The organism is Tenacibaculum caenipelagi (assembly GCF_004363005.1).
Lineage (GTDB): Bacteria > Bacteroidota > Bacteroidia > Flavobacteriales > Flavobacteriaceae > Polaribacter > Polaribacter caenipelagi.
This window is the reverse complement of record NZ_SNYH01000006.1, coordinates 235,065-258,578: the sequence shown is the minus strand read 5'-3', so window position 1 is coordinate 258,578 and position 23,514 is coordinate 235,065. Positions and strand designations below refer to the sequence as shown.

General features: G+C 32.1%; 23 protein-coding genes. 17 read left to right on the top strand and 6 right to left on the bottom strand.

Translation table 11 applies throughout. The annotated features are described in order from the left end of the window. The first annotated feature begins 706 nt into the window (after positions 1-706). From thrS to DFQ07_RS14110, 11 genes are all read left to right on the top strand, one after another. Positions 707-2,653: a threonine--tRNA ligase gene (gene thrS / locus DFQ07_RS14160; protein WP_133537905.1), complete on the top strand. Its 1,947-nt coding sequence runs from the start codon at positions 707-709 to the stop codon at positions 2,651-2,653. A gap of 72 nt (positions 2,654-2,725) precedes the next feature. Next, positions 2,726-3,244: a translation initiation factor IF-3 gene (gene infC, locus DFQ07_RS14155; protein WP_166627800.1), complete on the top strand. Its 519-nt coding sequence runs from the start codon at positions 2,726-2,728 to the stop codon at positions 3,242-3,244. A 45-nt stretch (positions 3,245-3,289) separates the two neighbouring features. Beyond that, positions 3,290-3,487 carry a 50S ribosomal protein L35 gene (gene rpmI / locus DFQ07_RS14150; RefSeq protein WP_028891165.1) on the top strand — a complete coding sequence of 66 codons (198 nt, stop codon included), beginning with the start codon at positions 3,290-3,292 and terminating at the stop codon, positions 3,485-3,487. Positions 3,488-3,577: 90 nt separating this feature from the next. Further along, entirely contained in the window at positions 3,578-3,922 is a 345-nt protein-coding gene (rplT, locus tag DFQ07_RS14145) for a 50S ribosomal protein L20 (protein ID WP_028891166.1), read from the top strand. 96 nt (positions 3,923-4,018) lie between these two features. Then, positions 4,019-4,603, top strand: a complete 585-nt coding sequence (locus DFQ07_RS14140; RefSeq protein ID WP_133537903.1) for a coiled-coil domain-containing protein — start codon at positions 4,019-4,021, stop codon at positions 4,601-4,603. A gap of 201 nt (positions 4,604-4,804) precedes the next feature. After that, positions 4,805-5,284, top strand: coding sequence for a Crp/Fnr family transcriptional regulator (locus DFQ07_RS14135; RefSeq protein WP_133537902.1), 480 nt, complete (start codon positions 4,805-4,807; stop codon positions 5,282-5,284). Between the two features lie 77 nt (positions 5,285-5,361). After that, a complete protein-coding gene (locus DFQ07_RS14130; RefSeq protein WP_133537901.1) occupies positions 5,362-5,814 on the top strand; it encodes a carboxymuconolactone decarboxylase family protein in 453 nt (150 codons plus the stop codon). A 126-nt stretch (positions 5,815-5,940) separates the two neighbouring features. Beyond that, the gene (locus tag DFQ07_RS14125) at positions 5,941-6,525 is read left to right on the top strand and encodes a Crp/Fnr family transcriptional regulator (RefSeq protein ID WP_133537900.1); all 585 of its coding nucleotides are present in this window, start codon (positions 5,941-5,943) and stop codon (positions 6,523-6,525) included. A 95-nt stretch (positions 6,526-6,620) separates the two neighbouring features. Continuing rightward, positions 6,621-6,974, top strand: coding sequence for a nuclear transport factor 2 family protein (locus DFQ07_RS14120; RefSeq protein WP_133537899.1), 354 nt, complete (start codon positions 6,621-6,623; stop codon positions 6,972-6,974). 28 nt (positions 6,975-7,002) lie between these two features. Next, positions 7,003-7,578, top strand: a complete 576-nt coding sequence (locus tag DFQ07_RS14115) for a YceI family protein (RefSeq protein WP_133537898.1) — start codon at positions 7,003-7,005, stop codon at positions 7,576-7,578. Between the two features lie 191 nt (positions 7,579-7,769). Continuing rightward, a complete protein-coding gene (locus DFQ07_RS14110) occupies positions 7,770-8,897 on the top strand; it encodes a serine hydrolase domain-containing protein (protein WP_133537897.1) in 1,128 nt (375 codons plus the stop codon). 141 nt (positions 8,898-9,038) lie between these two features. On the opposite strand, the gene DFQ07_RS14105 is transcribed toward DFQ07_RS14110, so the two are convergent. After that, positions 9,039-10,715 (bottom strand): formate--tetrahydrofolate ligase, encoded by a 1,677-nt coding sequence (locus DFQ07_RS14105; RefSeq protein WP_133537896.1) that lies wholly within the window; start codon positions 10,713-10,715, stop codon positions 9,039-9,041. Between the two features lie 206 nt (positions 10,716-10,921). Here DFQ07_RS14105 and secDF point away from each other — a divergent pair, with 206 nt between their 5' ends. From secDF to DFQ07_RS14085, 4 genes are all read left to right on the top strand, one after another. Continuing rightward, positions 10,922-13,900, top strand: coding sequence for a protein translocase subunit SecDF (secDF, locus tag DFQ07_RS14100; protein WP_133537895.1), 2,979 nt, complete (start codon positions 10,922-10,924; stop codon positions 13,898-13,900). 87 nt (positions 13,901-13,987) lie between these two features. After that, a complete protein-coding gene (locus tag DFQ07_RS14095; protein WP_133537894.1) occupies positions 13,988-15,106 on the top strand; it encodes an adenylate kinase in 1,119 nt (372 codons plus the stop codon). Between the two features lie 94 nt (positions 15,107-15,200). After that, positions 15,201-16,190 carry a GTPase ObgE gene (gene obgE, locus DFQ07_RS14090; protein WP_133537893.1) on the top strand — a complete coding sequence of 330 codons (990 nt, stop codon included), beginning with the start codon at positions 15,201-15,203 and terminating at the stop codon, positions 16,188-16,190. A gap of 153 nt (positions 16,191-16,343) precedes the next feature. After that, positions 16,344-16,955 carry a tetratricopeptide repeat protein gene (locus DFQ07_RS14085; protein WP_133537892.1) on the top strand — a complete coding sequence of 204 codons (612 nt, stop codon included), beginning with the start codon at positions 16,344-16,346 and terminating at the stop codon, positions 16,953-16,955. A 145-nt stretch (positions 16,956-17,100) separates the two neighbouring features. Here the strand turns inward: DFQ07_RS14085 and DFQ07_RS14080 are convergent, their stop codons facing one another. Genes DFQ07_RS14080 through surE form a run of 4 tightly spaced genes read right to left on the bottom strand, consistent with a single transcriptional unit; the run spans position 17,101 to position 19,836 of the window. Further along, complete coding sequence (locus DFQ07_RS14080) at positions 17,101-17,658, bottom strand: C40 family peptidase (RefSeq protein ID WP_133537891.1); 558 nt, start codon at positions 17,656-17,658, stop codon at positions 17,101-17,103. A 9-nt stretch (positions 17,659-17,667) separates the two neighbouring features. Next, positions 17,668-18,780, bottom strand: coding sequence for a lipid-A-disaccharide synthase (lpxB, locus tag DFQ07_RS14075; RefSeq protein WP_133537890.1), 1,113 nt, complete (start codon positions 18,778-18,780; stop codon positions 17,668-17,670). A 10-nt stretch (positions 18,781-18,790) separates the two neighbouring features. Continuing rightward, positions 18,791-19,078: a hypothetical protein gene (locus DFQ07_RS14070; RefSeq protein ID WP_133537889.1), complete on the bottom strand. Its 288-nt coding sequence runs from the start codon at positions 19,076-19,078 to the stop codon at positions 18,791-18,793. Further along, entirely contained in the window at positions 19,066-19,836 is a 771-nt protein-coding gene (gene surE / locus DFQ07_RS14065) for a 5'/3'-nucleotidase SurE (RefSeq protein ID WP_133537888.1), read from the bottom strand. Before surE ends, DFQ07_RS14070 begins: the two co-directional genes overlap by 13 nt. A gap of 115 nt (positions 19,837-19,951) precedes the next feature. Here surE and DFQ07_RS14060 point away from each other — a divergent pair, with 115 nt between their 5' ends. Together DFQ07_RS14060 and DFQ07_RS14055 are read left to right on the top strand one after the other, a co-directional pair. Next, positions 19,952-20,467, top strand: coding sequence for a hypothetical protein (locus tag DFQ07_RS14060; protein ID WP_133537887.1), 516 nt, complete (start codon positions 19,952-19,954; stop codon positions 20,465-20,467). Positions 20,468-20,543: 76 nt separating this feature from the next. After that, positions 20,544-22,673 carry a carboxy terminal-processing peptidase gene (locus DFQ07_RS14055; RefSeq protein ID WP_133537886.1) on the top strand — a complete coding sequence of 710 codons (2,130 nt, stop codon included), beginning with the start codon at positions 20,544-20,546 and terminating at the stop codon, positions 22,671-22,673. A gap of 40 nt (positions 22,674-22,713) precedes the next feature. On the opposite strand, the gene DFQ07_RS14050 is transcribed toward DFQ07_RS14055, so the two are convergent. Further along, positions 22,714-23,508, bottom strand: coding sequence for a DUF2797 domain-containing protein (locus DFQ07_RS14050; protein WP_133537885.1), 795 nt, complete (start codon positions 23,506-23,508; stop codon positions 22,714-22,716). Between the last annotated feature and the right edge of the window lie 6 nt (positions 23,509-23,514).

The window sequence follows — 23,514 nt, the reverse complement described above, 5'->3', positions numbered from 1 at the left end:
TTTCTTATCGTATCTTAAACCCTATTTTAATGAACTCTTGCTAACTTCTAAGCCTTGCGATTATCCGTTTGCGGGTGCAAATATAGAACCCTTTCCCCATTCAATAACTACTTTTTTTGCCTTTTTTTAAACCTTTTTTTTAACCCTTTATTTTCTAATTAGTTACATCCAAAATTTTTTTGATTTCCCCTCTAAATCTCATAGCTACTAAGTGTCTTTTAAGGACCTTTTTGTACACATCCCTCATTCAACCAAGCGTTCTCTCCTATCTTATGCTTGCTTTTTACCTTTAAAACATGAGATTCACTATAGGATTTCGATTTTAACTCAGGGTACCTACTATTATAGTAGGACATATACTAGAAGCTTATAACATCAATATATTTTTTACTATACACTTTAATTAATGACTTACCATAATATAGATTACAACTTTCTCTTTATTTTTTTGGTTGTTTCACAGTGCTTAACACAAAGTAACCACAACACTCCCTAATTCCACCGTAAGTGAAAAAGATAATGAAACCCTTACTTTTATTACCCTTTGAATCTAGGCTACAACAAGCAATCAAAAGAAACTCTTGTGAAATAACACTTGTTATTGAAATACCTTATATATATATTGTATTAAAAATGCTTTTACAATATCTTTGCGTTTCAAAATTTCCACTTGTAAGGGAATTATACATAACACATATTATATATAATGATTAAAATTACATTGCCTGACGGGAGCGTCAAAGAATTTGAAAAGAATAGCACTCCAATGGATGTTGCTAGAAGTATTAGTGAAGGTTTAGCCAGAAATGTTATTTCTGCAAGTTTTAACGGAACAACTATTGAAACCTCTACCCCACTTACCACAGACGGCTCGTTGATTTTATATACATTTAATGATACAGCTGGTAAAAAAGCTTTTTGGCACTCGTCTGCCCACGTATTAGCACAAGCTATTCAAGATTTTTACCCGAATGCTAAGTTAACTATTGGACCTGCTATTGAGAATGGTTTTTATTATGACGTTGATTTTGGAGATGAAACTATTTCTGAGAAAGATTTTGATAAAATAGAAAAGAAATTCTTAGAACGTGCTCGCGAAAAAGCAGAGTTTAAAATGCGTTCTATCTCTAAAGCTGATGCTTTAGCATATTACCAAGCACAAGACAACCAATATAAGGTAGAACTTATTGAAGGGTTGGAAGATGGTGACATCACTTTTTGTGACCATAGCGACTTTACCGATTTATGTCGTGGAGGTCATATTCCGAATACTGGAATTATCAAAGCTGTAAAAATCATGAACGTAGCTGGTGCTTATTGGCGCGGTGACGAAAAGAATAATCAGCTTACTCGTGTGTATGGAATTTCATTTCCGAAGCAAAAAGAGTTAAAAGAATATTTAGAACTACTTGAAGAAGCTAAAAAACGCGACCACAGAAAACTTGGAAAAGAATTAGAACTTTTTACTTTTTCTCAAAAAGTAGGTCAAGGTTTACCTTTATGGTTACCTAAAGGGGCTGCATTACGCGGTCGTTTAGAAGATTTCTTAAAAGCTGCTCAAAAGAAAGCAGGTTACGAAATGGTCATGACTCCGCATATTGGTCAAAAAGAACTATATGTAACTTCTGGTCACTACGCTAAATATGGTGAAGACAGTTTTCAACCAATCACTACTCCTAAAGAAGACGAGGAGTTTTTATTAAAACCGATGAACTGTCCGCATCACTGTGAAGTGTACAATCACAAACCTTATTCGTATAAAGACTTACCTAAACGTTTTGCTGAATTTGGTACCGTGTATAGATATGAACAAAGTGGTGAGCTACATGGTTTAACTCGTGTACGTGGTTTTACTCAAGATGATGCTCACATTTTCTGTACTCCAGAACAATTAGATTCTGAATTTAAAAATGTAATCGACTTAGTATTATATGTATTCGGATCTTTAGGTTTTGAAAATTTCACAGCACAGGTTTCTATTAGAGATATGGAGAACCCTGATAAATATATTGGTTCTGTAGAAAATTGGGAAAAAGCTGAACAAGCTATTATCAATGCCGCTAAGGACAAAGGTTTGAATTATGTAATTGAAGAAGGCGAAGCTGCCTTTTATGGTCCGAAGTTAGATTTTATGGTAAAAGATGCTTTAGGTAGAAGTTGGCAATTAGGAACTATTCAAGTTGATTACAACTTACCTGAACGTTTCGATTTACAATATAAAGGTGCAGACAACCAACTACACCGTCCAGTAATGATTCATCGTGCACCGTTTGGTTCTATGGAACGTTTCATCGCTGTTTTACTAGAGCACACGGGAGGAAACTTCCCTCTTTGGTTAACCCCTGAACAAGTTATCATACTGCCAATCAGTGAGAAATATCAAAAATATACCGAAAAAGTTTTAACTTTGTTAGAAAATTCCGAAATTCGCGCCCTCGTTGATAACCGTAACGAGAAGACAGGAAGAAAGATTCGTGATGCCGAAGTTAGCAAAATACCATTCATGGTTATTGTTGGTGAACAGGAGGAAAAAGACGGCACAGTATCTGTAAGAAAACATGGTGAAGGGGACTTAGGAACATTTACTATAGAAGAATTCATTTCTCTAATACAGAAAGAAGTTAGTAAAACGTTAGTTCCTTTTGGTAATTAAAAATAGATAGTAATTTTAAATTTATAAGTCATAGCAATTAGAAGAAAAGGCGGAAGAAGACCCGCAAGAGTAATTAAAGAAGATCAACATAGAATTAATGATAAGATTAAATATGTTGACGAAGTTCGTCTAGTAGGCGATAACATAGAAGTAGGTGTATATCCTTTAGCTAAAGCAAAAGAGATTGCACGAGAGTTAGAATTAGATTTAGTTGAAATTTCACCTAAAGCTGTTCCTCCTGTTTGTAAAGTTATTGATTACAAAAAGTTCTTGTACGAGCAAAAGAAACGTGAAAAAGCTTTAAAAGCTAAAGCGACTAAAGTTACTGTAAAGGAAATTCGTTTCGGACCTCAAACAGACGAACATGATTATGAGTTTAAAAAGAAACATGCTATTAAGTTTTTACAAGACGGAGCAAAATTAAAAGCATTTGTATTCTTTAAAGGACGTTCTATCGTATTCAAAGAGCAAGGACAAATTTTATTATTAAAACTAGCTCAAGAATTAGAAGAATACGGAAAAGTTGAACAAATGCCAAAGTTAGAAGGAAAACGTATGATTATGTTTATTGCCCCTAAAAAGGTAAAATAAAATTACGTTTAAAATATATAAGCAAGATAAAACTAAAAAACAAAGATGCCTAAAATTAAAACAAAATCTAGTGCCAAGAAGCGTTTCAAGTTAACTGGTTCTGGAAAAATCAAAAGAAAGCACGCGTTTAAAAGCCACATCTTAACAAAGAAGTCTAAAAAACGTAAGCTTGCATTAACACATGCTACATTAGTACACAAGTCTGATGAAGCTAACATTAAGCAACAATTAGTATTAAAATAATTGTTAGCAAGGGAATTTAATTATTAACCATGGAGTTGGGCTCATAAAGAACTTTTAAATAAGTCGCCTACTACAAAAACAATTTGAATTATGCCAAGATCAGTAAATTCAGTAGCTTCAAGAAATAGAAGAAAAAAAATCTTGAAGCAAGCAAAAGGTTACTTTGGACGTCGTAAGAACGTTTACACAGTAGCAAAGAACGCGGTTGAGAAAGGAATGCTTTACGCATACCGTGACCGTAAAAATAACAAGAGAAACTTCCGTTCATTATGGATTCAACGTATCAACGCTGGAGCTCGTCAGTTCGGAATGTCTTACTCACAGTTTATGGGGAAAGTAAAAGCTAATAACATCGAATTAAACCGTAAGGTTTTAGCTGATTTAGCTATGAACAACCCAGAAGCTTTTAAGGCCATTGTAGAAAAAGTAAAATAAGTTTCATAACCTTGCTTATACTAAAAACCCAAACCTCAACGTTTGGGTTTTTTTAAACCATCTTATATTCATCATTTGAAATAAAATATCAATCCTATGAAATTTTTAAAATTAGTATTCATCTTTATTTTTACTCAAAGTATTATTGCTCAAGATAATCTTCCTGAACAACCTAATACTGTTGAAAATCAATTTAACGAGCTTTTTAAAAAATCAAACAATTATCAGATTTATAAAGTTATTAAGAAGAATGAATACTTAAGGCTACAAAAAAGCATATTAGATAGTATAAAAGTTATTAAAACAGATGCTGCCTCTAAACAAGTAAAAATAAACGAACAGCAAAAAAGTATTACTGAGTTACAAACAAAAATAGATACGTTAAACAAAGATTTAACTACTTCTATTAATAAAGAAGATGCTATTTCTTTTATTGGAATTCCGTTACAAAAAACTACCTACAATACAATTGTATGGGGAATTATTTTTGCCTTACTTGCCGGATTAGCTTTCTTCGTTTATCGATTTAATAATAGTAATGTAGTTACAAAAGAAATTAAAGGCTTACTAGAAGATGTTGAACAAGAATTTGAACAACACAAAAGAAAGTCTTTAGAAAAAGAACAAAAATTACGCAGACAACTACAAGATGAAATAAATAAACAACGAGGTGTAAATTAACCTCCTTGTTAATACATAAAACAAAAAGCAACTCGTAAATGAGTTGCTTTTTTTATACACCATATTTTTCATTTAATTTCGTTCCTGAAAAGATTCAACATTAGAAAATACTCATACAAAAATGAGAGAGTATTTTAATCGATACGTTGCTTTTAACGATAACGAAATAACTCTTATTTACGAAAAACTAAAAGTAAAAACATTAAAAAAAAAGAATTTCTCTTAAAAGAAAACACTGTTTACAAATTCTATTATTTTATTACAAAAGGACTTGTTCGCTCTTTTTATGTTGACAATAAAGGAAATGAAAAAATCACTTTATTTGCCCTAGATAATTGGTGGGTAACCAACATGGAAAGTTTTGTAAAAACAACTCCTTCTACACAATACATACAAGCTATTGAAAACACTACTGTACTATACCTTTCTAAAGAAGAGCTAGATCAACTATATATAGAAGTTCCAAAATTAGAACGTTTATTTAGGATTATCACCGAAAACATGCTCATCGCTAATCTTCGTAAAACTGATGTTTTTCTTCAAATGAAAAGCAGTGATCGTTATTTTAACTTTGTAGAAAATTTACCAAATTTTGTTCAGCGAGTTCCTCAATATATGATTGCTTCATATCTAGAAATTACACCAGAATATTTGAGCGAACTTAGAAGAAAAACAAAATAATTTTCTTTCTTAAGCTACCTTAACTTTTATCTTTTATCAAGGATGTAATTTTACTACATAATTTAAAAACAAAAATTATGGAACGAATTACATACCAAGACATCCCAAGTGGCATGTTTGAAAATTTAATGACTATTGAAAACTCTCTTAACAATTCTACAATAGATTTGAAATTATTAGAGTTGATAAGATTAAGAGCTTCACAAAAAAATGGTTGTTCTTATTGTGTAGACATGCATCATAAAGAACTAAAACATTTGGGAGAAACAGAATTGCGTCTTTCATCAATATGTGTTTGGGAAAGCACCCCTTATTTTTCAGAAAAAGAAAGAGCTGTACTTGCTCTTACCGAAACACTCACTTATATTGATGTCAGTCCTATTTCAAATGAAATGCACCATACTTTAGCTACTCTATTTTCAAAAGAAGAAATATGTTATATTACTTTAGCTATTTCACAAATAAACACCTGGAATCGATTAATGAAAGTTTTTGAGTTTACACCAGGGAATCACAAAGTAAGTCAATAAATCAATTCTTAGAATCAAAAAAGCACTACTCATAAAGAGTGTTTTTTTGATTCTTTATTCTATTTCATGTAACTTCGTTAGGCTAACTAATATCTCAAAAACATAAGATATTTAAAAGAGCCTCAAATGACACATACTCCTTTATTAGATTACATCAATAAATATATAGATTTCACTGCTGAAGAAAAATCTATACTGCTTTCTAAGACAACCCACAGAAGTTATCTCAAAGGACAGTACATTACACAACAAGGAGATATTTGTAAAACCGTTAATTTTATTACATCGGGTTGTACCAAAACTTTCTACATAGACAAAGAAGGACAAGAACATATTGTAATGTTTGCTATTGAAGATTGGTGGACAAATGATATGGGGAGTTTTATTTCACAAACACCTGCCGACTTTAATGTGCAATGTTTAGAAAACACAACACTTATTCAATTCACTTATGAAGCTTTAGAAGAATTGTATATTGAAATTCCGAAGTTAGAGCGTTTATTCAGGAAAATTGTTGAACGTGCTTTCGTAGCTTCTCAAAAAAGAATCATCCGTAATTTTAGCTTAAGTGCTAAAGAACGTTATTTAATTTTTAGAGAAAGCTACCCAAAAATAGAACAGCGAATTCCACAATATATGATTGCTTCTTACCTAGGAATTACTAAAGAATTTTTGAGTAAAATTAAAAGTCAGCTTATTTACGAACAATAATGTTAATCTAGATTAACATTATTTGATAAACTACTTCATTTTATAACATATAGAAGCTTCGGATATTTGTACTTATAATATTTAATCCAAAAAAGATGAGTACATTACTAGACAAAATTAGTACAATCAACGATATGATACTTCAGGGAAAAGCTTTAGAAGCTTTTGATCAGTTCTACCATGAGGATGTGGTAATGCAAGAAAACGACCAACCTATCGTTATTGGTAAAGAAGCTAACAGACAAAGAGAAGAAGATTTCTTTGGATCAATTACAGAATTTAGGGGTGCTAAACCTTTAAAAGTAACAATCGGAGAAAACTCTACAATGGTTGAATGGCACTTTGACTATACGCACAAAGATTGGGGAGTAAGAAATTATACTCAAGTTGCTGTTCAAGATTGGAAAGATGGAAAAATCATCAAAGAAAAATTTTATTACGGAGCATAATTTATTCTAACACTTAAACTATTAAAAAATGAAAAATTCAATTAAAAAAATTACAGCAGTAATCTTACTAGCTTTGGTTACTTTCTCTTTTACTACACTTAACGAAAAGAAAGAAATTAAAGTAGATAAAAGCAAGATTGTTTGGAAAGGATATAAAGTAACAGGATCTCACGAAGGTACGATTGCTATAAAATCGGGGTATTTAACTTTTGACGACAACAAATTAGTTGGAGGAGAATTTGTTATAGATATGTCTACCATTACTAACACAGATCTAAAAGGAGCTTATAAAGGAAAATTAGAAGGTCATTTAAAATCTGATGATTTCTTTGGAGTAGAAAAACACCCAATAGCTTCTTTAGTTTTTACCAATGTAAAAGCTACTGGTAAAAACTCATACGAAGTAACTGGTGATATTACTATTAAAGGTAAAACAAACTCTATCACATTTGATCTTTCTGTTTATGGGAACAAAGCAAATGCTTCTTTAAAAATAGACCGATCTAAATTTGATGTACGTTATGGTTCTACTAGTTTCTTTGACGGATTAAAAGACAAAGCTATTTATGATGAATTTGATTTAATAGCTGATTTAGAATTCTAATATTTTTTAGAATATCTTTTCTAAAACAAAAAGCAACTCTTTAGTTACCAAGTGTAACTAAAGAGTTGCTTTTTTAGTTTGATTATCATTTTATTTATCACAGCTTATCACTTTTAATAAGTGAAACAAATATTATTATTGAAAAAGTATGCAACATTAAAAATAAACTTACGTCTTTAGCTTAAAACAAAATGACATTAAACTTTAAAACAGTCGTATTTACTTTAATTATTTGTAGCATAATTATTAGTTGTAAAACAAAAAAACATCAACAAGTAGATGATATAGCTATATTAATTTCAAAGGAACTAGACACTTTAATTTCTAAACCTGAAATAAATGGAGCTTCGTTAGGAGTTTATTACAAAGGAAAAATTTATGAATTTCATAAAGGTGAATTAGATAAAGGGATGAACACCTACCCTACCAAGAATACGATATATGAAATAGCATCCTTAACAAAAACTTTTAGTGGTATTCTGTTAGCTCAAGCTATAACTGAAGGAAGGGTATCTTTAGATGATGACATTAGAAATTACTTAAAAGGTAATTTTCCTAATTTAGAGTATCAAGGGCACCCAATTACCTTTCGAAATTTGGTAACTCATAGAAGTGGCTTACCAATTATTTTCCCAAACAAACCCGAAATTTTCACCTCTTCAAACAAAGAAAAGCTTCCTTTTCTGATTACAGACCTACAAAAAGATTTTACAAAAAAAGATTTTTTTAACGAACTTCATATGGTAAAGATAGATACAGTACCGGGAACAAAATTTGGATATTCGAATCCTGGAGCAAATCTATTAGGTTATTGTTTAGAGAATATTTATAAAATGTCATTTGAAGAGTTATTAACAAAGAAAATCTTAACTCCTTTAAAAATGAATAATACCAAAATAACATTAACAGAAGAAGAAAAAACTCTCTTAGCACAAGGATATAATGGTAAAAACCAAAAAATGCCTTTTGAACCTGAAATGCCAATGAAAGCAGCAGGTGGTATTCTATCTACTACAGGAGACATGATAAAATATATGAGATTCCATTTAAATCAAAACAATGAAGTAATCAAAATCTCTCATAAAAAACTACTCGGGTTATGGGAAGATTTCGACAATGGACTTTTCTGGCAAATATTTATCAATAAAAACAAACCCGACATAATTTTTCAAAATGGCGGAGCTTTTGGCACCTCCTCTTGGTTAACTCTAATACCTAATAAACAAATAGGAGTTTTTATTATAACTAACAAAAAAGATGACAAAACCCATAATCATTTAAAAAACACTCTAGATAAGATTATAGATAAATTGAAATAAATATCTCATAATTTATACATGTATCTTAAATAGCAACTTTTAATAATTAAAGTGTATAATAAATCCCGAGCGATAAACTCGGGATTTTATTTTATGCTAAAACTGTTCCATTCTTAGTTACAGTATATAGATTGCATACTTTTATGACAACCCTGAAATTACTCCTTTGTTATCAATCATCATATTTTCAGAAGCAGGAATTGCAGGTAACCCAGGCATACGCATCATTTTTCCTAAAATAGGAATGATAAATTGTGCTCCAGCAGCAATTTCTATTTCACGCACATTTACAGTAAATCCTTCTGGTCTTCCTATTAAACTTTCATTGTCTGAAAAAGACTTTTGTGTTTTTGCCATACAAATAGCAAAATCGTTAAATCCTAATCGATCTATTCTTCGTAAATTTAATTCGGCTTTTTTATCATAGGTTACTCCTGTTGCTCCATAAATTTCTTTAGCAATCTTCTCTATTTTTTCTTTTACAGGACTTTTCCAATCGTACAAAGATTTATACTGCGTAGCCTTATTTTCAACTACATCAACTACGGCCTCTGCTAATTTTTTAGTTCCCTCTCCTCCTTTAGCCCATCCTTCTGAAACAACCGCTTGTACACCTAAACTAGCACAAGCATCAATTACATGGTTTACTTCTTCTTCAGTGTCAGAAATAAAAGAGTTGATAGCTACTACAGGCTCAATATTAAATTTTCTAATATTCTCTATATGCTTTTCTAGATTTTTAAATCCATTTTGTACACGCTCTAAACTTGGAGTATTGTATTCTTCTTTTGGCGAACCTCCATGATGACGCAATGCTCTTATTGTTGCTACTAACACAACACATTTAGGATTTAAACCTGCATATTGTGATTTTATGTTCAAGAATTTTTCTGCTCCTAAATCTGCACCAAATCCCGCTTCTGTTACTACGTAGTTTGATAAAGATAACCCCATTTTAGTGGCTATAATCGTATTAGTTCCTTGAGCAATGTTTGCGAAAGGCCCCCCATGAATAATTGCCGGATTTTCTTCCAACGTTTGTACTAAGTTAGGTTTAATAGCATCCTTTAATAAAATAGCCATAGCATCTTGCGCTTTTAAGTCACGAGCAAAAACAGGCTTTTTATCAAAAGTAAACCCAATAAAAATATTTCCTAAACGTTCTTTTAAATCGTCAAAACTAGTCGCCATGCATAAAATCGCCATTACTTCAGACGCAGGAGTAATATTGAATCCATCTTCGCGTGGAATTCCGTTTGCGGTCCCTCCTAAACCTATAGTTATTTGGCGTAAAGCACGATCATTCATATCTATTACACGTTTCCATAAAATAGTTCTCGGATCAATATTTAAATTATTAACGCTACTTTGTAAATTGTTATCAATTAAAGCTGATAATAAATTATTTGCTTTTTCAATAGCATTAAAATCTCCTGTAAAATGCAAGTTGATATCTTCCATAGGAACTACCTGAGAATATCCTCCTCCTGCTGCTCCTCCTTTAATTCCAAAAACGGGTCCTAATGAAGGCTCACGCAATACTACCGTAGCTTGTTTTCCTATCTTATTTAATCCTTCTGTTAAACCTATAGAAACTGTGGTTTTTCCTTCTCCTGCAGGTGTTGGGGTTAATGCAGTTACTAACACCAAGTTATTCTTTTTTATTTTCTCTTCATCAATCAAATCTAAAGGTAATTTAGCTTTGTACTTTCCATACATTTCTAAATCATCTTCCTTTATATGTAACTTATCAGCTATATGTTTAATATGTTGTAATTCTTTTGCTTGAGCAATTTCAATATCCGTTAAATGCGCCATTGCAAATCGTTTAAATTTAAGTTATTTGTTTTTTAAAAAAGTAAGTAAATATACGCAATATAATTCCTACAAAAACTGACTTTTATTAGCAAATAATACCTAAATATTTCCCATTGACGTAAATATGGTAAAAGAATTGGCTTTTTTTTTAATGAAACGCTATATTTGCACGTTTTATAAAATAATGTCGATTTAAAATTTTTACAATGCAAAACAAAGGATTAATTAAATTATTTGCTATTCTTTTTGGTTTAGTGAGTATTTATCAATTATCGTTCACGTTTTTTGCCAATAAGGTAGAAGATAGTGCGAAAGAGTATGCGAAAGCAAATGTTCCCGATAACAACGGTAGAGCTTTAGCGAAATATGAACGAAAATACTTAGATAGCGTAGCTAATAAAGAGATTGTAAATTTAGGATTTGCAAAATACAGCTACAATGACATCAAGAAGAGCCAAATGAACCTTGGTTTGGATTTAAAGGGTGGTATTAATGCAATTTTACAAGTATCTGTAAAAGATATTTTAGTTGGATTATCAAACAACTCAAAAAATCCTGTGTTTCTTGAAGCGTTAGCTAAAGCTGATGAGGCTCAAAAAAACAGTCAAAGTGATTACTTAGATTTATTCTTCAACCAATTTGAGAGTATAAGTAAAGGAGGTATTAAGTTAAGTGACCCTACTATTTTTGGTACTAAAGCTTTACGAGATAAGATAGATTTCAATAAAACTAACGAACAAGTTAAATCGACATTACAAGAAGAAATCAACACATCTATCAACACTGCTTTTGAAGTATTACGTAGCCGTATCGATAAATTCGGAGTAGTACAACCAAACATTCAACGTATTGGTACTTCTGGTAGAATTCAAGTAGAATTACCAGGAGCTAAAGATATTGAGCGCGTTCAAAATTTATTACAAAGTACAGCTGAATTACAATTTTGGGAAGTATATACCAATGCAGAAGTTCAAAACTTTTTCTTTGCTGCTAACGCTAAAGTTGCAGAATTATTAAAAGATGATTCTACAACAGAACAAGTTAAAGATTCAGCTAAAGCTGATAATATTGATGATTTATTAGGTGAATCAGCAGATTCAACTAAAGTTGAAAGTCAAAAAAACCTATTTACTTATTTATTCCCTAATATAGCGCAATCTCAACAACAAATGAGTTCTTTGGTTGCACAAGCAAGAGTTCAGGATACAGCTAAAGTAAATAGCTTATTAAAAAACAAAGAGGTAAGAGCTTTATTACCTAACAACTTAAAATATGTTAAGTTTTTATGGGATTATAAAGCACAACCAAGTGCAGACGGTACTGCAGAAATAATTGGTCTATACGCTATCAAATCTAACAGAGCAGATAAAGCTCCTATTGATGGTGATGTGATTGCCGATGCCAAGCAAGATTACGACCAATTAAGCAAGCCTGTTGTTTCTATGTTAATGAACGGTGAAGGAACTAAAAAATGGGCGAAAATGACCAGCGAAAATGTTGGGAAATTTGTTGCTGTTGTTTTAGATGATTATGTGTACACAGCGCCAGTGGTAAATGGAGCTATTACGGGAGGTAGTACTCAAATTTCTGGAGGTTCTATGACCGTAAATGAAGCACAAGATATTGCAACCGTACTAAAAGCTGGTAAATTACCTGCTCCTGCTCGTATTATTGAAGCAGAGGTTGTAGGACCATCTTTAGGACAAGAATCTATCAACGCAAGTATGTGGTCATTTGCCTTAGCTATTTTATTAGTTTTAGGATGGATGGTTGTATATTATGGTAAGTCTGGTTTATATGCTAACATTGCTTTAGTTGTAAACATCTTATTTATTTTTGGATGGTTAGCAGCATTCGGAGCTGTATTAACTTTACCAGGTATCGCAGGTATTATCTTAACTATAGGTATGTCGGTTGATGCCAACGTAATTATCTTCGAAAGAATTAAAGAAGCCTTAAATGAAGGAAAAGGTTTAGGTACTTCTGTAGAAGAAGGATTTAGTTTTAAAGGAGCCTTATCTGCAATTATTGATGCAAACATTACTACTTTCTTAACAGGGGTTATCTTATATGTTTTCGGTACAGGTCCTATTAAAGGTTTTGCCTATACTTTAATGTTAGGTATTGGTACTTCTTTATTCACTGCAATTTTTATTACTCGTTTATTTATTGATGGTGCTGCTGCTAGAGGTACAAACTTAACCTTTAACACAAATCTTTCTAAAAACTGGTTTAAGAACATTGCTGTTGAATTCTTACAAAAACGTAAAATTGCATACATCGTTTCAGGATTCTTTATCACTGTTGGTTTAGTATCTATTTTAACAGTAGGTTTAAAACAAGGTGTAGACTTTAAAGGAGGGCGTTCATATGTAGTACGTTTTGATCAAACTATGAAAAGTAATGAAGTTGCTGCTACTTTAAAAGATGCATTTGGTACTGCGCCAGAAGTAAAGACTTATGGTTCTGATAACCAATTAAAAATTACTACTGTTTATAAAATTGATGAAGAAGGTACAGAAGTTGATGAAGTGGTTCAAAATACTTTATACAACGGATTAAAACCTTATTTAGGAAATACAAGTTACGAAGATTTCAAGCCTGGTTTTGAAAAAGCTGGAAATGGAATTATGAGCTATATGAAAGTAGATCCAACTATTGCTGATGATATTAAACAAGCTGCTTTATGGGCAGTATTAGGATCGTTAATCATCGTATTCTTATATATCTTATTACGTTTTAGAAAAATGGCTTATTCTATCGGTGCGGTAGTCGCTGTTTTCCACGATGTATTAGTAGTATTAGGAGTATTCTCTTTACTATACAAATTCATGCCATTTGATATGGAAATCGGTCAATCATTCATTGCTGCAATCTTAACAGTAGTAGGTTACTCATTAAATGATACCGTAGTAATTTTTGATAGAATTAGAGAATTTACAGAAGGTAAAAACTCAGTTACTGCAAGCTTAGTAAACAAAGCATTATGTAGTACATTAGGAAGAACAATCAACACCTCTTTAACAACATTATTAGTAATGTTAGCTATTTTCTTCTTTGGAGGAGATAGTATTAAAGGATTTATGTTCGCATTAATCATAGGTGTAGTAGTGGGTACATACTCTTCATTATTTGTTGCAACGCCAATTATGTTTGACGTTTCAAAAAAAGAAGATAAAAAGTAACTCCTATAAAAACACACATAAAACCGTTTTGAATAAACTTCAAAACGGTTTTTTCATTTAATATCAAGCAACTATCTTTGCAGTCTGATGAAAATTACAAAACTTCACGATTTATACTTTAAAGAATTCATTTCTCCAAATGAAATCTCAACTATTGTTGCCTCTTTGGCAGAACAAGTTAAACACGATTTACCCAAAGATGAAGTTCCTGTTTTTATAGGAATTTTAAACGGATGCTTTGTTTTTACAGCCGATTTCTTGCGCCAATACAAAGGCAATTGTGAGATCAGTTTTGTAAAGTTGGCTTCTTACGAAGGCACTACTTCAACAGAAAATGTAAAGAGCTTAATTGGTCTGAATGAAGATTTATCAGGACGTACAGTTATCATTTTAGAAGATATTATCGATACTGGCGCCACCCTTCAAGAGATTCATGAAATCTTTGCCACAAAAAATATAAAAGAACTAAAAATAGTTACACTTTTTTACAAGCCAGATGTGTATCGTAAAGAATTACATATAGACTATATCGGAAAGAGTATTGAAGATAAGTTTATCGTAGGTTACGGGCTCGATTACCAAGGCTATGGTAGAAATTTACCGGCTATTTATCAATTAACAACACAACCCAAAATGAAAAACATCGTATTATTCGGCCCTCCAGGTGCAGGAAAAGGTACTCAAGCAGAAGTTTTAAGAGAAAAATACAATTTAGTACACATTTCAACAGGAGAAGTATTCCGATTTAATATTAAAAACGAAACTGAATTAGGATTATTAGCTAAAAAATATATTGATGCTGGTGATTTAGTTCCTGATGAAGTTACGATTAACATGCTAAAAGAAGAGGTAAACAAAAATGCAAATGCTGCAGGTTTTATTTTTGATGGTTTCCCTCGTACAGAATCGCAAGCTGAGGCTTTAGATACTTTTTTAGCTGAAAAAAATGAACGTATCAACGGAATGGTTGCTTTAGAAGTGCCAGAAGATTTATTAGTTGAACGTTTATTAGAAAGAGGAAAAACAAGCGGTCGTTCAGATGATATGGATGAAAGTAAAATCCGTAATCGTTTTAACGAGTACAATACTAAAACAGCTGTTTTAAAAGACTTTTACGAAGCTCAAGGTACATATTACGGAGTAAACGGTGTAGGCTCAATCGAAGAAATTACACAACGTTTATCAGAAGTATTCGATACTTTATAATACATTGTCATTCCTGCCAAAGCAGAAATTTCATTGTATAAAAAATAACATTAACAAGATTCCTGTCTTTGCAGGAATGACATTATAAAAGAAAATGACTGAAGGAAATTTTGTCGACTATATTAAAATCTACGCATCTTCTGGTAAAGGTGGTCGTGGATCTGCACACTTACATCGCGAAAAATACATCGCGAAAGGTGGCCCTGATGGTGGTGACGGTGGTCGTGGTGGTCATATTATATTACGTGGTGATAAAAATATGTGGACACTTTTCCATCTAAAATTTAAACGTCATTTTAGAGCAGAACACGGTGGTGATGGTAGTGCCAGTCGTAGTACAGGTCATGATGGTGCCGATGTTGTGGTTCCTGTTCCGTTAGGAACTATTATTCGTGATGCTGATACCGATGAAATTTTACACGAAGTTGTTGAAGACGGGCAAGAGATTATCTTATTAGAAGGTGGTAAAGGTGGTCGTGGTAACTGGCATTTTAAATCGGCAACCAACCAAACACCTCGCTACGCACAACCAGGTATTGACGGACAAGAAGGCTGGTTTCGTATTGAATTAAAACTTTTAGCTGATGTTGGTTTAGTTGGATTTCCAAATGCTGGAAAATCGACTCTTTTATCGGTAATTACCGCAGCCAAACCTAAAATTGCTGATTACGCTTTTACAACCTTAAAACCTAATTTAGGAATTGTAGAATATCGTAATCATCAAAGTTTTGTCATGGCAGATATTCCTGGAATTATTGAAGGAGCTGCAGAAGGAAAAGGGTTAGGACATCACTTTTTACGTCATATAGAGCGCAACTCTACCCTACTCTTTTTAATTCCTGCCGATAGTGTTGATATTCAAAAAGAATATGAAATCTTGCTGAACGAATTACGCAAACACAATCCTGAATTGTTAGATAAGGATCGTTTGTTAGCTATTTCTAAGTCTGACATGTTAGACGATGAGCTAAAAGAAGAAATTAAACAAGATTTACCAGAAGGTATTGAAACTATATTTATCTCTTCTGTTGCCCAACAAGGCTTAATGGAACTGAAAGATAAATTATGGCAAATGTTGAATTAATTCATCTTACAAAATAATAACATATATAAAAGCAATCTCATTTGAGGTTGCTTTTTTAGTTTGATTCTTAATTTTAAACTATTAACTTCGCTATTGGACGATATCAATCATTGAACCGAAAGATATTTTAACCATTGCACACAATTTAAATCTATGAAAAAGTATTATTTTCTCGCATTTATATTTGTCTCATTCATATCATGTAAGAACTCTGAATTCAGAAAAATTGATTTGAACGGAACTGAACAAATCGTTTTTAAAGGAGACTATTTTAAAACTGAAAAAGGCAAAAGACTGAATAACGAAGGAGTTGAATTTGGCAAGGAAGGTTATACAGAAAAAGCTAATGAACTATTGTTAAAAGCAGATAAGATTGAACCTAATAATGCAACTATTTTAAACAATATTGGAATTACATATAGTCATTTAAATAATTACAACAAGGCAATTGAATATTATCTAAAATCAATAAAAGTTTCTGACTCTACTTATTTAAATGCTGGAAACAATTTAAGTCTTAATTATTTTAGAACTGGTGAATTTGAAAAAGGCGTTGAGATTGCTAATTTTGTAATAACCAAAAGTAATAACAAACTTCAAACTGCTATGGCAAGAATTCACAAGTCTTTTAATCTAACTGCATTAGGAAAATGTGAAAAAGCAAAGGTTGAGTTGAAAAAAATTGAAAAGTTAATGGCTGAAAATTCAGGTCTTCAAAATCAAGTTGACTTAATCAAATCTAAAATAAAAAACTGTGTGCAATAATGGCTATAATTCAGCAGGCCGAATAAAAAAACAAGATTTATTAATTTTTAAATCAGATGATTTCTACAGCGGAAAGTCTCTGACTTATTCCACGCTTAAATCATAGCCACTGAACAGATAGCGACAGTTTATTCTTTTTAAAAGTTTACAACACCCTTTTCGCTTCAATAAAAGTACGTTTCCAATAATGTTCGTGTAAAGATGTTACAATAACCCCTTGCGAAGTGGTTGAGTGAATAAAACGCACATCGCCGTTATCAACAGAAGTCACTAAACCAACATGGTTTACCTTTCCTCTCCTTCTAGAAGTTTTAAAAAACAACAAGTCGCCTCTTTGTACTTCTCGTAATGGAATGCTTTCTCCTTGTCTATACATTTCGTGAGAACTTCTGGCAATAGGCACGTTTCGTTGCTGAAACGAGGTAAAAATTAACCCAGAGCAATCCATTCCTCTTTTGCTCATTCCACCAAAACGATAAGGTACTCCTTTATAAGTTACTGCAGTCCAAACAATTTTATCGGCAACTGTTACTTCTTTTACTACGACCTCTTCTGTAACCTCTGACTTAGTACTTGCAACATCAACTTCTCTAGGTGTCATTGTTGAAGCTGTTTTTTGGTAAGTACTACTCACATTTTTTGACGACCCGCATGAAATCATAAAAAACGATAGTGTACATAAAAAGAGGATTTTTTTAATCATAGTTTATTTTTATTTTTTCAATCCGCCAACAATCAATTTGGCAGTTTTTGCAGAAGCTCCTTTGCCTCCTAATTTCTGTTCCAAATCAAAATACGACAAAAACAATTGTTGACGATGTTCAGACTCTAAAATACGTGCTAACTCATGTTTTAAATTTTCCTTGGTAAAATCGTTTTGTATCAACTCTTTCACCACTTCCCTATCCATAATCAAATTCACCAATGAGATATAACGTAACGTAATAATTCGTTTCGCTATTTGGTACGAAATATTGCTTCCTTTATAACACACCACTTGTGGTACTTTAAACAAGGCTGTTTCTAAAGTTGCAGTTCCTGATGCTACCAAAGCTGCATATGAAATACTCAACAAATCATACGTTTTATTATTGATGAATTTCACATTTGCATCACCTATAATTTCTTGATAAAACTCGTACGACTGACTCGGTGCTCCCGCCACCACAAATTGATATCCGGGAAAATTATCTACCAACGATAACATTACTGATAACATTTTGGTGATTTCCTGTTTTCTACTTCCTGGCAATAGCGCTATAATTTCTTTATACCCTAAATCGTATTCTTTTCTAAACTTTTCAATAGATACTTGTTTTCTGTCAGAAATTCCATCAATTAACGGATGTCCTACAAAATGAACATTATATCCACGCTTTTTATAAAATTCTTTTTCAAACGGGAGGATTACAAACATCTCATCAATATCGCGTTTGATATCTTTTACCCTACTTGCCCTGCTTGCCCAAACTTGTGGTGATATATAATAATTGGTTCTAAAGCCTTGTTGTTTTGCCCATTTGGCAATACGAAGATTAAAGCCCGAGTTGTCAATAAAAATTAGTACATCAGGATTAAATTGTGCGATGTCTTTTTTACAGAAAGAGATCATGCCTAAAATCTTACGTAAATTCATCAGCACCTCAACAAACCCCATAAAAGCACGTTCTTTGTAATGTTTTACAAGTGTACCGCCAACTTCTTGCATTAAATCTCCTCCCCAAAAGCGAATATCTGCTTCTGGATCTTCCTTCAACAACGCCTTCATTAAACTTGCTCCGTGCAAATCACCTGAAGCTTCACCTGCAAGAATGTAATATTTCATCCTACTTCAATTAAAAAAATTTTAAAACAAAGGTTAACAACGCTATAGCAATGGTAGCTATTAACACTCCTCTTGCTCTATAATCTTGCTTCTTTTTTAAAAACACCCAAAACACAAACAAATTAGGGATCGCTGCTAGGGCTATTACAGAACCTAACATTCCTCCTTCTCTAATTCTTTCTAGTGTTTCAGACATACTAGATTGTGAAATGTATTGTAAATACACAAAAAAACCACAAGCTGTTGCAAACAACGAAACTAAAATTCCGATTGCTATTTCCTTTTTTATATGTCCCATGTATGTAATTTTTGAATTGCGTGATGTGCTGTCATATCAAACTGAACAGGAACCACAGAAATATACCCATTTTCTAACGCCCAGATATCTGTATCTTGACCTTTATCTTTGTTTACAAACTCTCCAGATAGCCAGTAATATTCTTTACCAAAAGGGCTCTTACGTTTATCAAAATTCTCTTTCCAATATCCATTAGCTTGTCTACAAATACGAACTCCTTTAATATCTTCCTCTTTTAGCTTCGGAATGTTTACATTCAATACTACTCCATCAGGCAGTCCGTTCAACAAAACATTTAATGCTATTCTTTCTATATGCTTTTTAGCTGCTCTAAAATCGGCATGCCAATCAAAATCTAACAAAGAAAAACCAATAGCAGGAATCCCTTCAATACCCGCTTCAACAGCAGCACTCATGGTTCCTGAATAAATAACATTAATAGACGAGTTTGATCCGTGATTAATTCCTGAAACACATAAATCGGGAGTTCGATTTAAAATTTCATTTTTTGCCATTTTAACACAATCTGCCGGTGTACCTGAACAGCTATATTCAATTTGTGGTCCTTCATCAATCGTAATAGGATTACAATGCAATACATTATCAACAGTAATGGCATGTCCCATCCCACTTTGCGGACTGTCAGGAGCTACCACAACTACATCACCTATTTTATTCATAATTTCAATCAACATACGAATACCAGGAGCTGTAATTCCATCATCATTAGTAACCAAAATTAAAGGTCTTTCTTGCATAGTGTGTAAGTTTTACAACAAATGTAACACAAAAAAAGGATTATTATTTTAACATTTTATAAAGACAGATTGGTTTATTTTATAAGTAAACTTGTGGTAATCAAACTCCAACAGCATGATACGTATTATTGTCTATATAACCGTTTTTATTATTTCTTCTTTTTTTTCTATAATTTCTGCGCAAAACAAGCCTTCAATACCATGTAATAATCCTGCCTACTCTCAATTTAATTTTTGGGTTGGAAACTGGGATGTGTACAATACACAAGGAAAATTAATAGGTCATAACAATATTGTGGAAGTACCAAATGCCTGTGCTATTCAAGAAAACTGGACTTCAACAACATCAAAAAGTAAAGGAACCAGCTATAATTATTATAATAAAACTGATAATACCTGGAACCAACTTTGGATTGACAATAGTGGATTTTCTTTAGTCTTAAAAGGAACATATAAAGAAAATACTATGACCTTAAGTAGTAATCTTGTAAAGAATAATAAAGGTAACTATTACAATCAAATTACTTGGACAAAAAACAATGATGGTTCAGTAACACAGGTATGGAGTTACTTAGATGAAAATCGCAAAAAAATAAAAGAAATTTTTAGAGGCGTTTATAAAAAGCACTAAAGCTAAAAAAATTGGCATTATTTTAGTAGCTTAGCATAACAACTACACAACACAAATTAAAAAGATAGAAGGTTTTATGAAGACGAAGTTTATTATACCATTTTTAGCAATTACGCTTTTATTTTCAAACTCAGTGAGTTCGAATACATTTTCGAATAATGATAATGACCCAGACAAGGATCGTATAATTGTTTATGTTTTAAAAAACATTTTAAGTCGATATCATTATGTTCAAAAAGATTTGAACGACGATTTTTCTGAACATGTATATAACACCTTTATTGATGGGCTAGACCCAAGTAAACGTTATTTTACACAAGAAGATTTAAAAGAGTTTTCTCAGTATAAATATCAAATTGATAATCAATTAAAAGAATCTAATATCGATTTTTACAAACTGGTATACAATCGCTTTTTAGAGAAACTAACAATTGCCAAAAAAAACTATCGTACTTTATTAGAGCAACCTTTCAATTTCAAAAAAGATGAAGTAATTGATATTGATTACGAAAAAGTTCCTTTTGCCAAAAACGAAACAGAGTTAATTGATCACTGGAGAAAACAATTAAAATTATCTGTTTTAAGTAATATTGAAGATGCTGAGGCACAACAAAATGAAAAAGCTAAAAAAGACAAAACATTTAAAAAGAAAACCTTTAAAGAATTAGAGAGCGAAGCAAGAAAGAAAGTGTTGAAAAATATGGATGATTTATACATGCGTATTGGAGAACTTGAAAATTCTGATTGGTATTCTACTTTTTTAAACAGTATTGTAAGTGGTTTTGATCCTCACACAACGTACATGTCTCCTCGTATTAAAACCCGTTTCGATCAAGAAATGTCTGGAAAGTTAGAAGGAATAGGTGCTCGTTTACAGAAAAAAGGAATTTATACGCATATTGTTGAGTTAATCTCAGGTGGGCCTGCATGGAAACAAGGTGAATTAGAAGCGGACGATATTATCTTAAAAGTTGCTCAAGGAGATGGAGAACCATTAGATATTGTTGGAATGCGTTTAGATGATGCTATTAAATTTATCAAAGGAAAAAAAGGAACAGAAGTTCGTTTAACAGTAAAGAAAAAAATTGACGGTTCTATTAAAGTAATTCCAATTATTAGAGATGTGGTAGAACTGGAAGAAACGTTCGTAAAATCGAGTATTGTTGAAAAGGACGGTAAAAAATACGGTATTATTAACCTACCTAGATTTTATATCGATTTTAACGACTTAAGCCGAAGAGATGCCGCTAAAGACATGGAAAGAGAAATTGAGCGTCTGAAAAGTGAAAATGTAAAAGGCTTAATTGTAGATTTACGTGATAACGGTGGAGGATCTTTAAAAACAGCTATAGAAATTGGTGGTTTGTTTATTAAAAAAGGTCCTATAGTACAAGTAAAATATCGTGGTGAAGAACCTTTGGTAAAAAATGATACGGATCCTAAAATACAATGGGGTGGACCATTAGTAGTAATGGTAAATGAATTTTCTGCTTCGGCTTCTGAAATTTTTGCCGCTGCAATGCAAGATTACAAACGAGGAATCATTATCGGTGGTAAACAAACTTATGGTAAAGGAACTGTGCAAAATGTATTGCCTATCAACCGTTTTTATGAGCAATATCCTGATGATTTAGGAGCCTTAAAAATGACCATTCAAAAGTTTTATAGAATTAATGGTGGTTCTACTCAAATTGAAGGAGTATATTCAGATATTTCATTACCGAGTAGATATAGTTATATGGATTTTGGAGAACGTGATTTAGATGGCGCTTTACCTTGGGATAAGGTACAACAAGCTAAATACACAACTACAAACTCTTACCGAAACTTTACAGATGTCGTATACAATAGTAAGCAACGTGTAACCAGTGATGAGAAGTTTAATAAGATAAATGATTACGCTAAGTGGTTAAAGAAAAACCAAGATGAAAGGGTGTATTCTTTAAATTATGAAACCTTTAAAAAAGAAAGCGAAGCTAAAAACAAAGAAGCTGAAAAATTTAAAGACATTTTTAAATTTGACTCTCACCTAACCTTTAACTCTCCTAAATATGAGTTAGATTTATTTAAAAAAGACACCGTATTAAAAGATAAACGTACTGTATGGCATAAAAACTTACAAAAAGATATTTATATGAATGAAGCCTTAAATGTGCTAAGTGAATTAAAAATGAATGAAAATTACAACGCTATTGTAAAGCATTAAATAAAAAAGCAGCTAATCGCTGCTTTTTTTATGTACTATTTTAATGTAATTCTATCCTCACTACTAAACCTTCATTTGCACGAACGTTAAACACTGTTTCGTCTTCAAAAATCAAATATTGTCCTTTAATCCCTACTAGTTTCCCTGTATAACTTTCTTCTTTCTCTAAATTTAAACTTTTAGGTTTCTTCGGGTATTTCTCTACAGGAAATTGAATATTTGTTTCTGTATTACTAGCTAAATAATATTCTTTTGCCTCATCAGGAATAAACTCTTGTAATCGTTCTCTCCATTCAACCAGATTTTCATCTTTCACTTCATTTTTCAACATCGTTCTCCAATTGGTCTTATCTGCCACATGTTCTTTTAAAGCAACTTCAGTAATTCCTGCTAAATAACGATTAGGCACTTCAACTATTTCAATAGCTTCATGTGCTCCTTGGTCTATCCAACGAGTAGGCACTTGCTGCTTTCTGGTTACACCTACTTTTACATTACTCGAATTAGCCAAGTACACAATATGTGGCTGTAATTGTACCTTTTTTTCATACTCTAAATCCCTATCTTCTTCCCCTAAGTGTGCTTTACTTAATTCAGGACGCATAATCCAATCACCTGCCGTTGGAGTTTCAAAAAAACAGCTTTTGCAAAAACCTTGGCGGTAAATTTTCTTTTCTAAATGACAGTTTAAACATTCGTATGTAACAAAACTCAAAGACATTTCTCTATTCAACAACTGATTCATATTCAAAAAATCAGATGACATATCTAAATAATATTGAACTGTGTTTTGATTCTCTGTCGGCATTTTTTTTAAAACTCCTTGGTACTGCATGTCTTA

Coding starts and splice junctions, on each gene's coding strand:
- thrS (WP_133537905.1), top strand. CDS start 707: ATGATTAAAATTACATTGCCTGACGGGAGCGTCAAAGAATTTGAAAAG.
- rpmI (WP_028891165.1), top strand. CDS start 3,290: ATGCCTAAAATTAAAACAAAATCTAGTGCCAAGAAGCGTTTCAAGTTA.
- rplT (WP_028891166.1), top strand. CDS start 3,578: ATGCCAAGATCAGTAAATTCAGTAGCTTCAAGAAATAGAAGAAAAAAA.
- DFQ07_RS14140 (WP_133537903.1), top strand. CDS start 4,019: ATGAAATTTTTAAAATTAGTATTCATCTTTATTTTTACTCAAAGTATT.
- DFQ07_RS14130 (WP_133537901.1), top strand. CDS start 5,362: ATGGAACGAATTACATACCAAGACATCCCAAGTGGCATGTTTGAAAAT.
- DFQ07_RS14125 (WP_133537900.1), top strand. CDS start 5,941: ATGACACATACTCCTTTATTAGATTACATCAATAAATATATAGATTTC.
- DFQ07_RS14120 (WP_133537899.1), top strand. CDS start 6,621: ATGAGTACATTACTAGACAAAATTAGTACAATCAACGATATGATACTT.
- DFQ07_RS14115 (WP_133537898.1), top strand. CDS start 7,003: ATGAAAAATTCAATTAAAAAAATTACAGCAGTAATCTTACTAGCTTTG.
- DFQ07_RS14110 (WP_133537897.1), top strand. CDS start 7,770: ATGACATTAAACTTTAAAACAGTCGTATTTACTTTAATTATTTGTAGC.
- DFQ07_RS14105 (WP_133537896.1), bottom strand. CDS start 10,715: ATGGCGCATTTAACGGATATTGAAATTGCTCAAGCAAAAGAATTACAA.
- secDF (WP_133537895.1), top strand. CDS start 10,922: ATGCAAAACAAAGGATTAATTAAATTATTTGCTATTCTTTTTGGTTTA.
- DFQ07_RS14095 (WP_133537894.1), top strand. CDS start 13,988: ATGAAAATTACAAAACTTCACGATTTATACTTTAAAGAATTCATTTCT.
- obgE (WP_133537893.1), top strand. CDS start 15,201: ATGACTGAAGGAAATTTTGTCGACTATATTAAAATCTACGCATCTTCT.
- DFQ07_RS14085 (WP_133537892.1), top strand. CDS start 16,344: ATGAAAAAGTATTATTTTCTCGCATTTATATTTGTCTCATTCATATCA.
- DFQ07_RS14080 (WP_133537891.1), bottom strand. CDS start 17,658: ATGATTAAAAAAATCCTCTTTTTATGTACACTATCGTTTTTTATGATT.
- lpxB (WP_133537890.1), bottom strand. CDS start 18,780: ATGAAATATTACATTCTTGCAGGTGAAGCTTCAGGTGATTTGCACGGA.
- DFQ07_RS14070 (WP_133537889.1), bottom strand. CDS start 19,078: ATGGGACATATAAAAAAGGAAATAGCAATCGGAATTTTAGTTTCGTTG.
- surE (WP_133537888.1), bottom strand. CDS start 19,836: ATGCAAGAAAGACCTTTAATTTTGGTTACTAATGATGATGGAATTACA.
- DFQ07_RS14060 (WP_133537887.1), top strand. CDS start 19,952: ATGATACGTATTATTGTCTATATAACCGTTTTTATTATTTCTTCTTTT.
- DFQ07_RS14055 (WP_133537886.1), top strand. CDS start 20,544: ATGAAGACGAAGTTTATTATACCATTTTTAGCAATTACGCTTTTATTT.
- DFQ07_RS14050 (WP_133537885.1), bottom strand. CDS start 23,508: ATGCAGTACCAAGGAGTTTTAAAAAAAATGCCGACAGAGAATCAAAAC.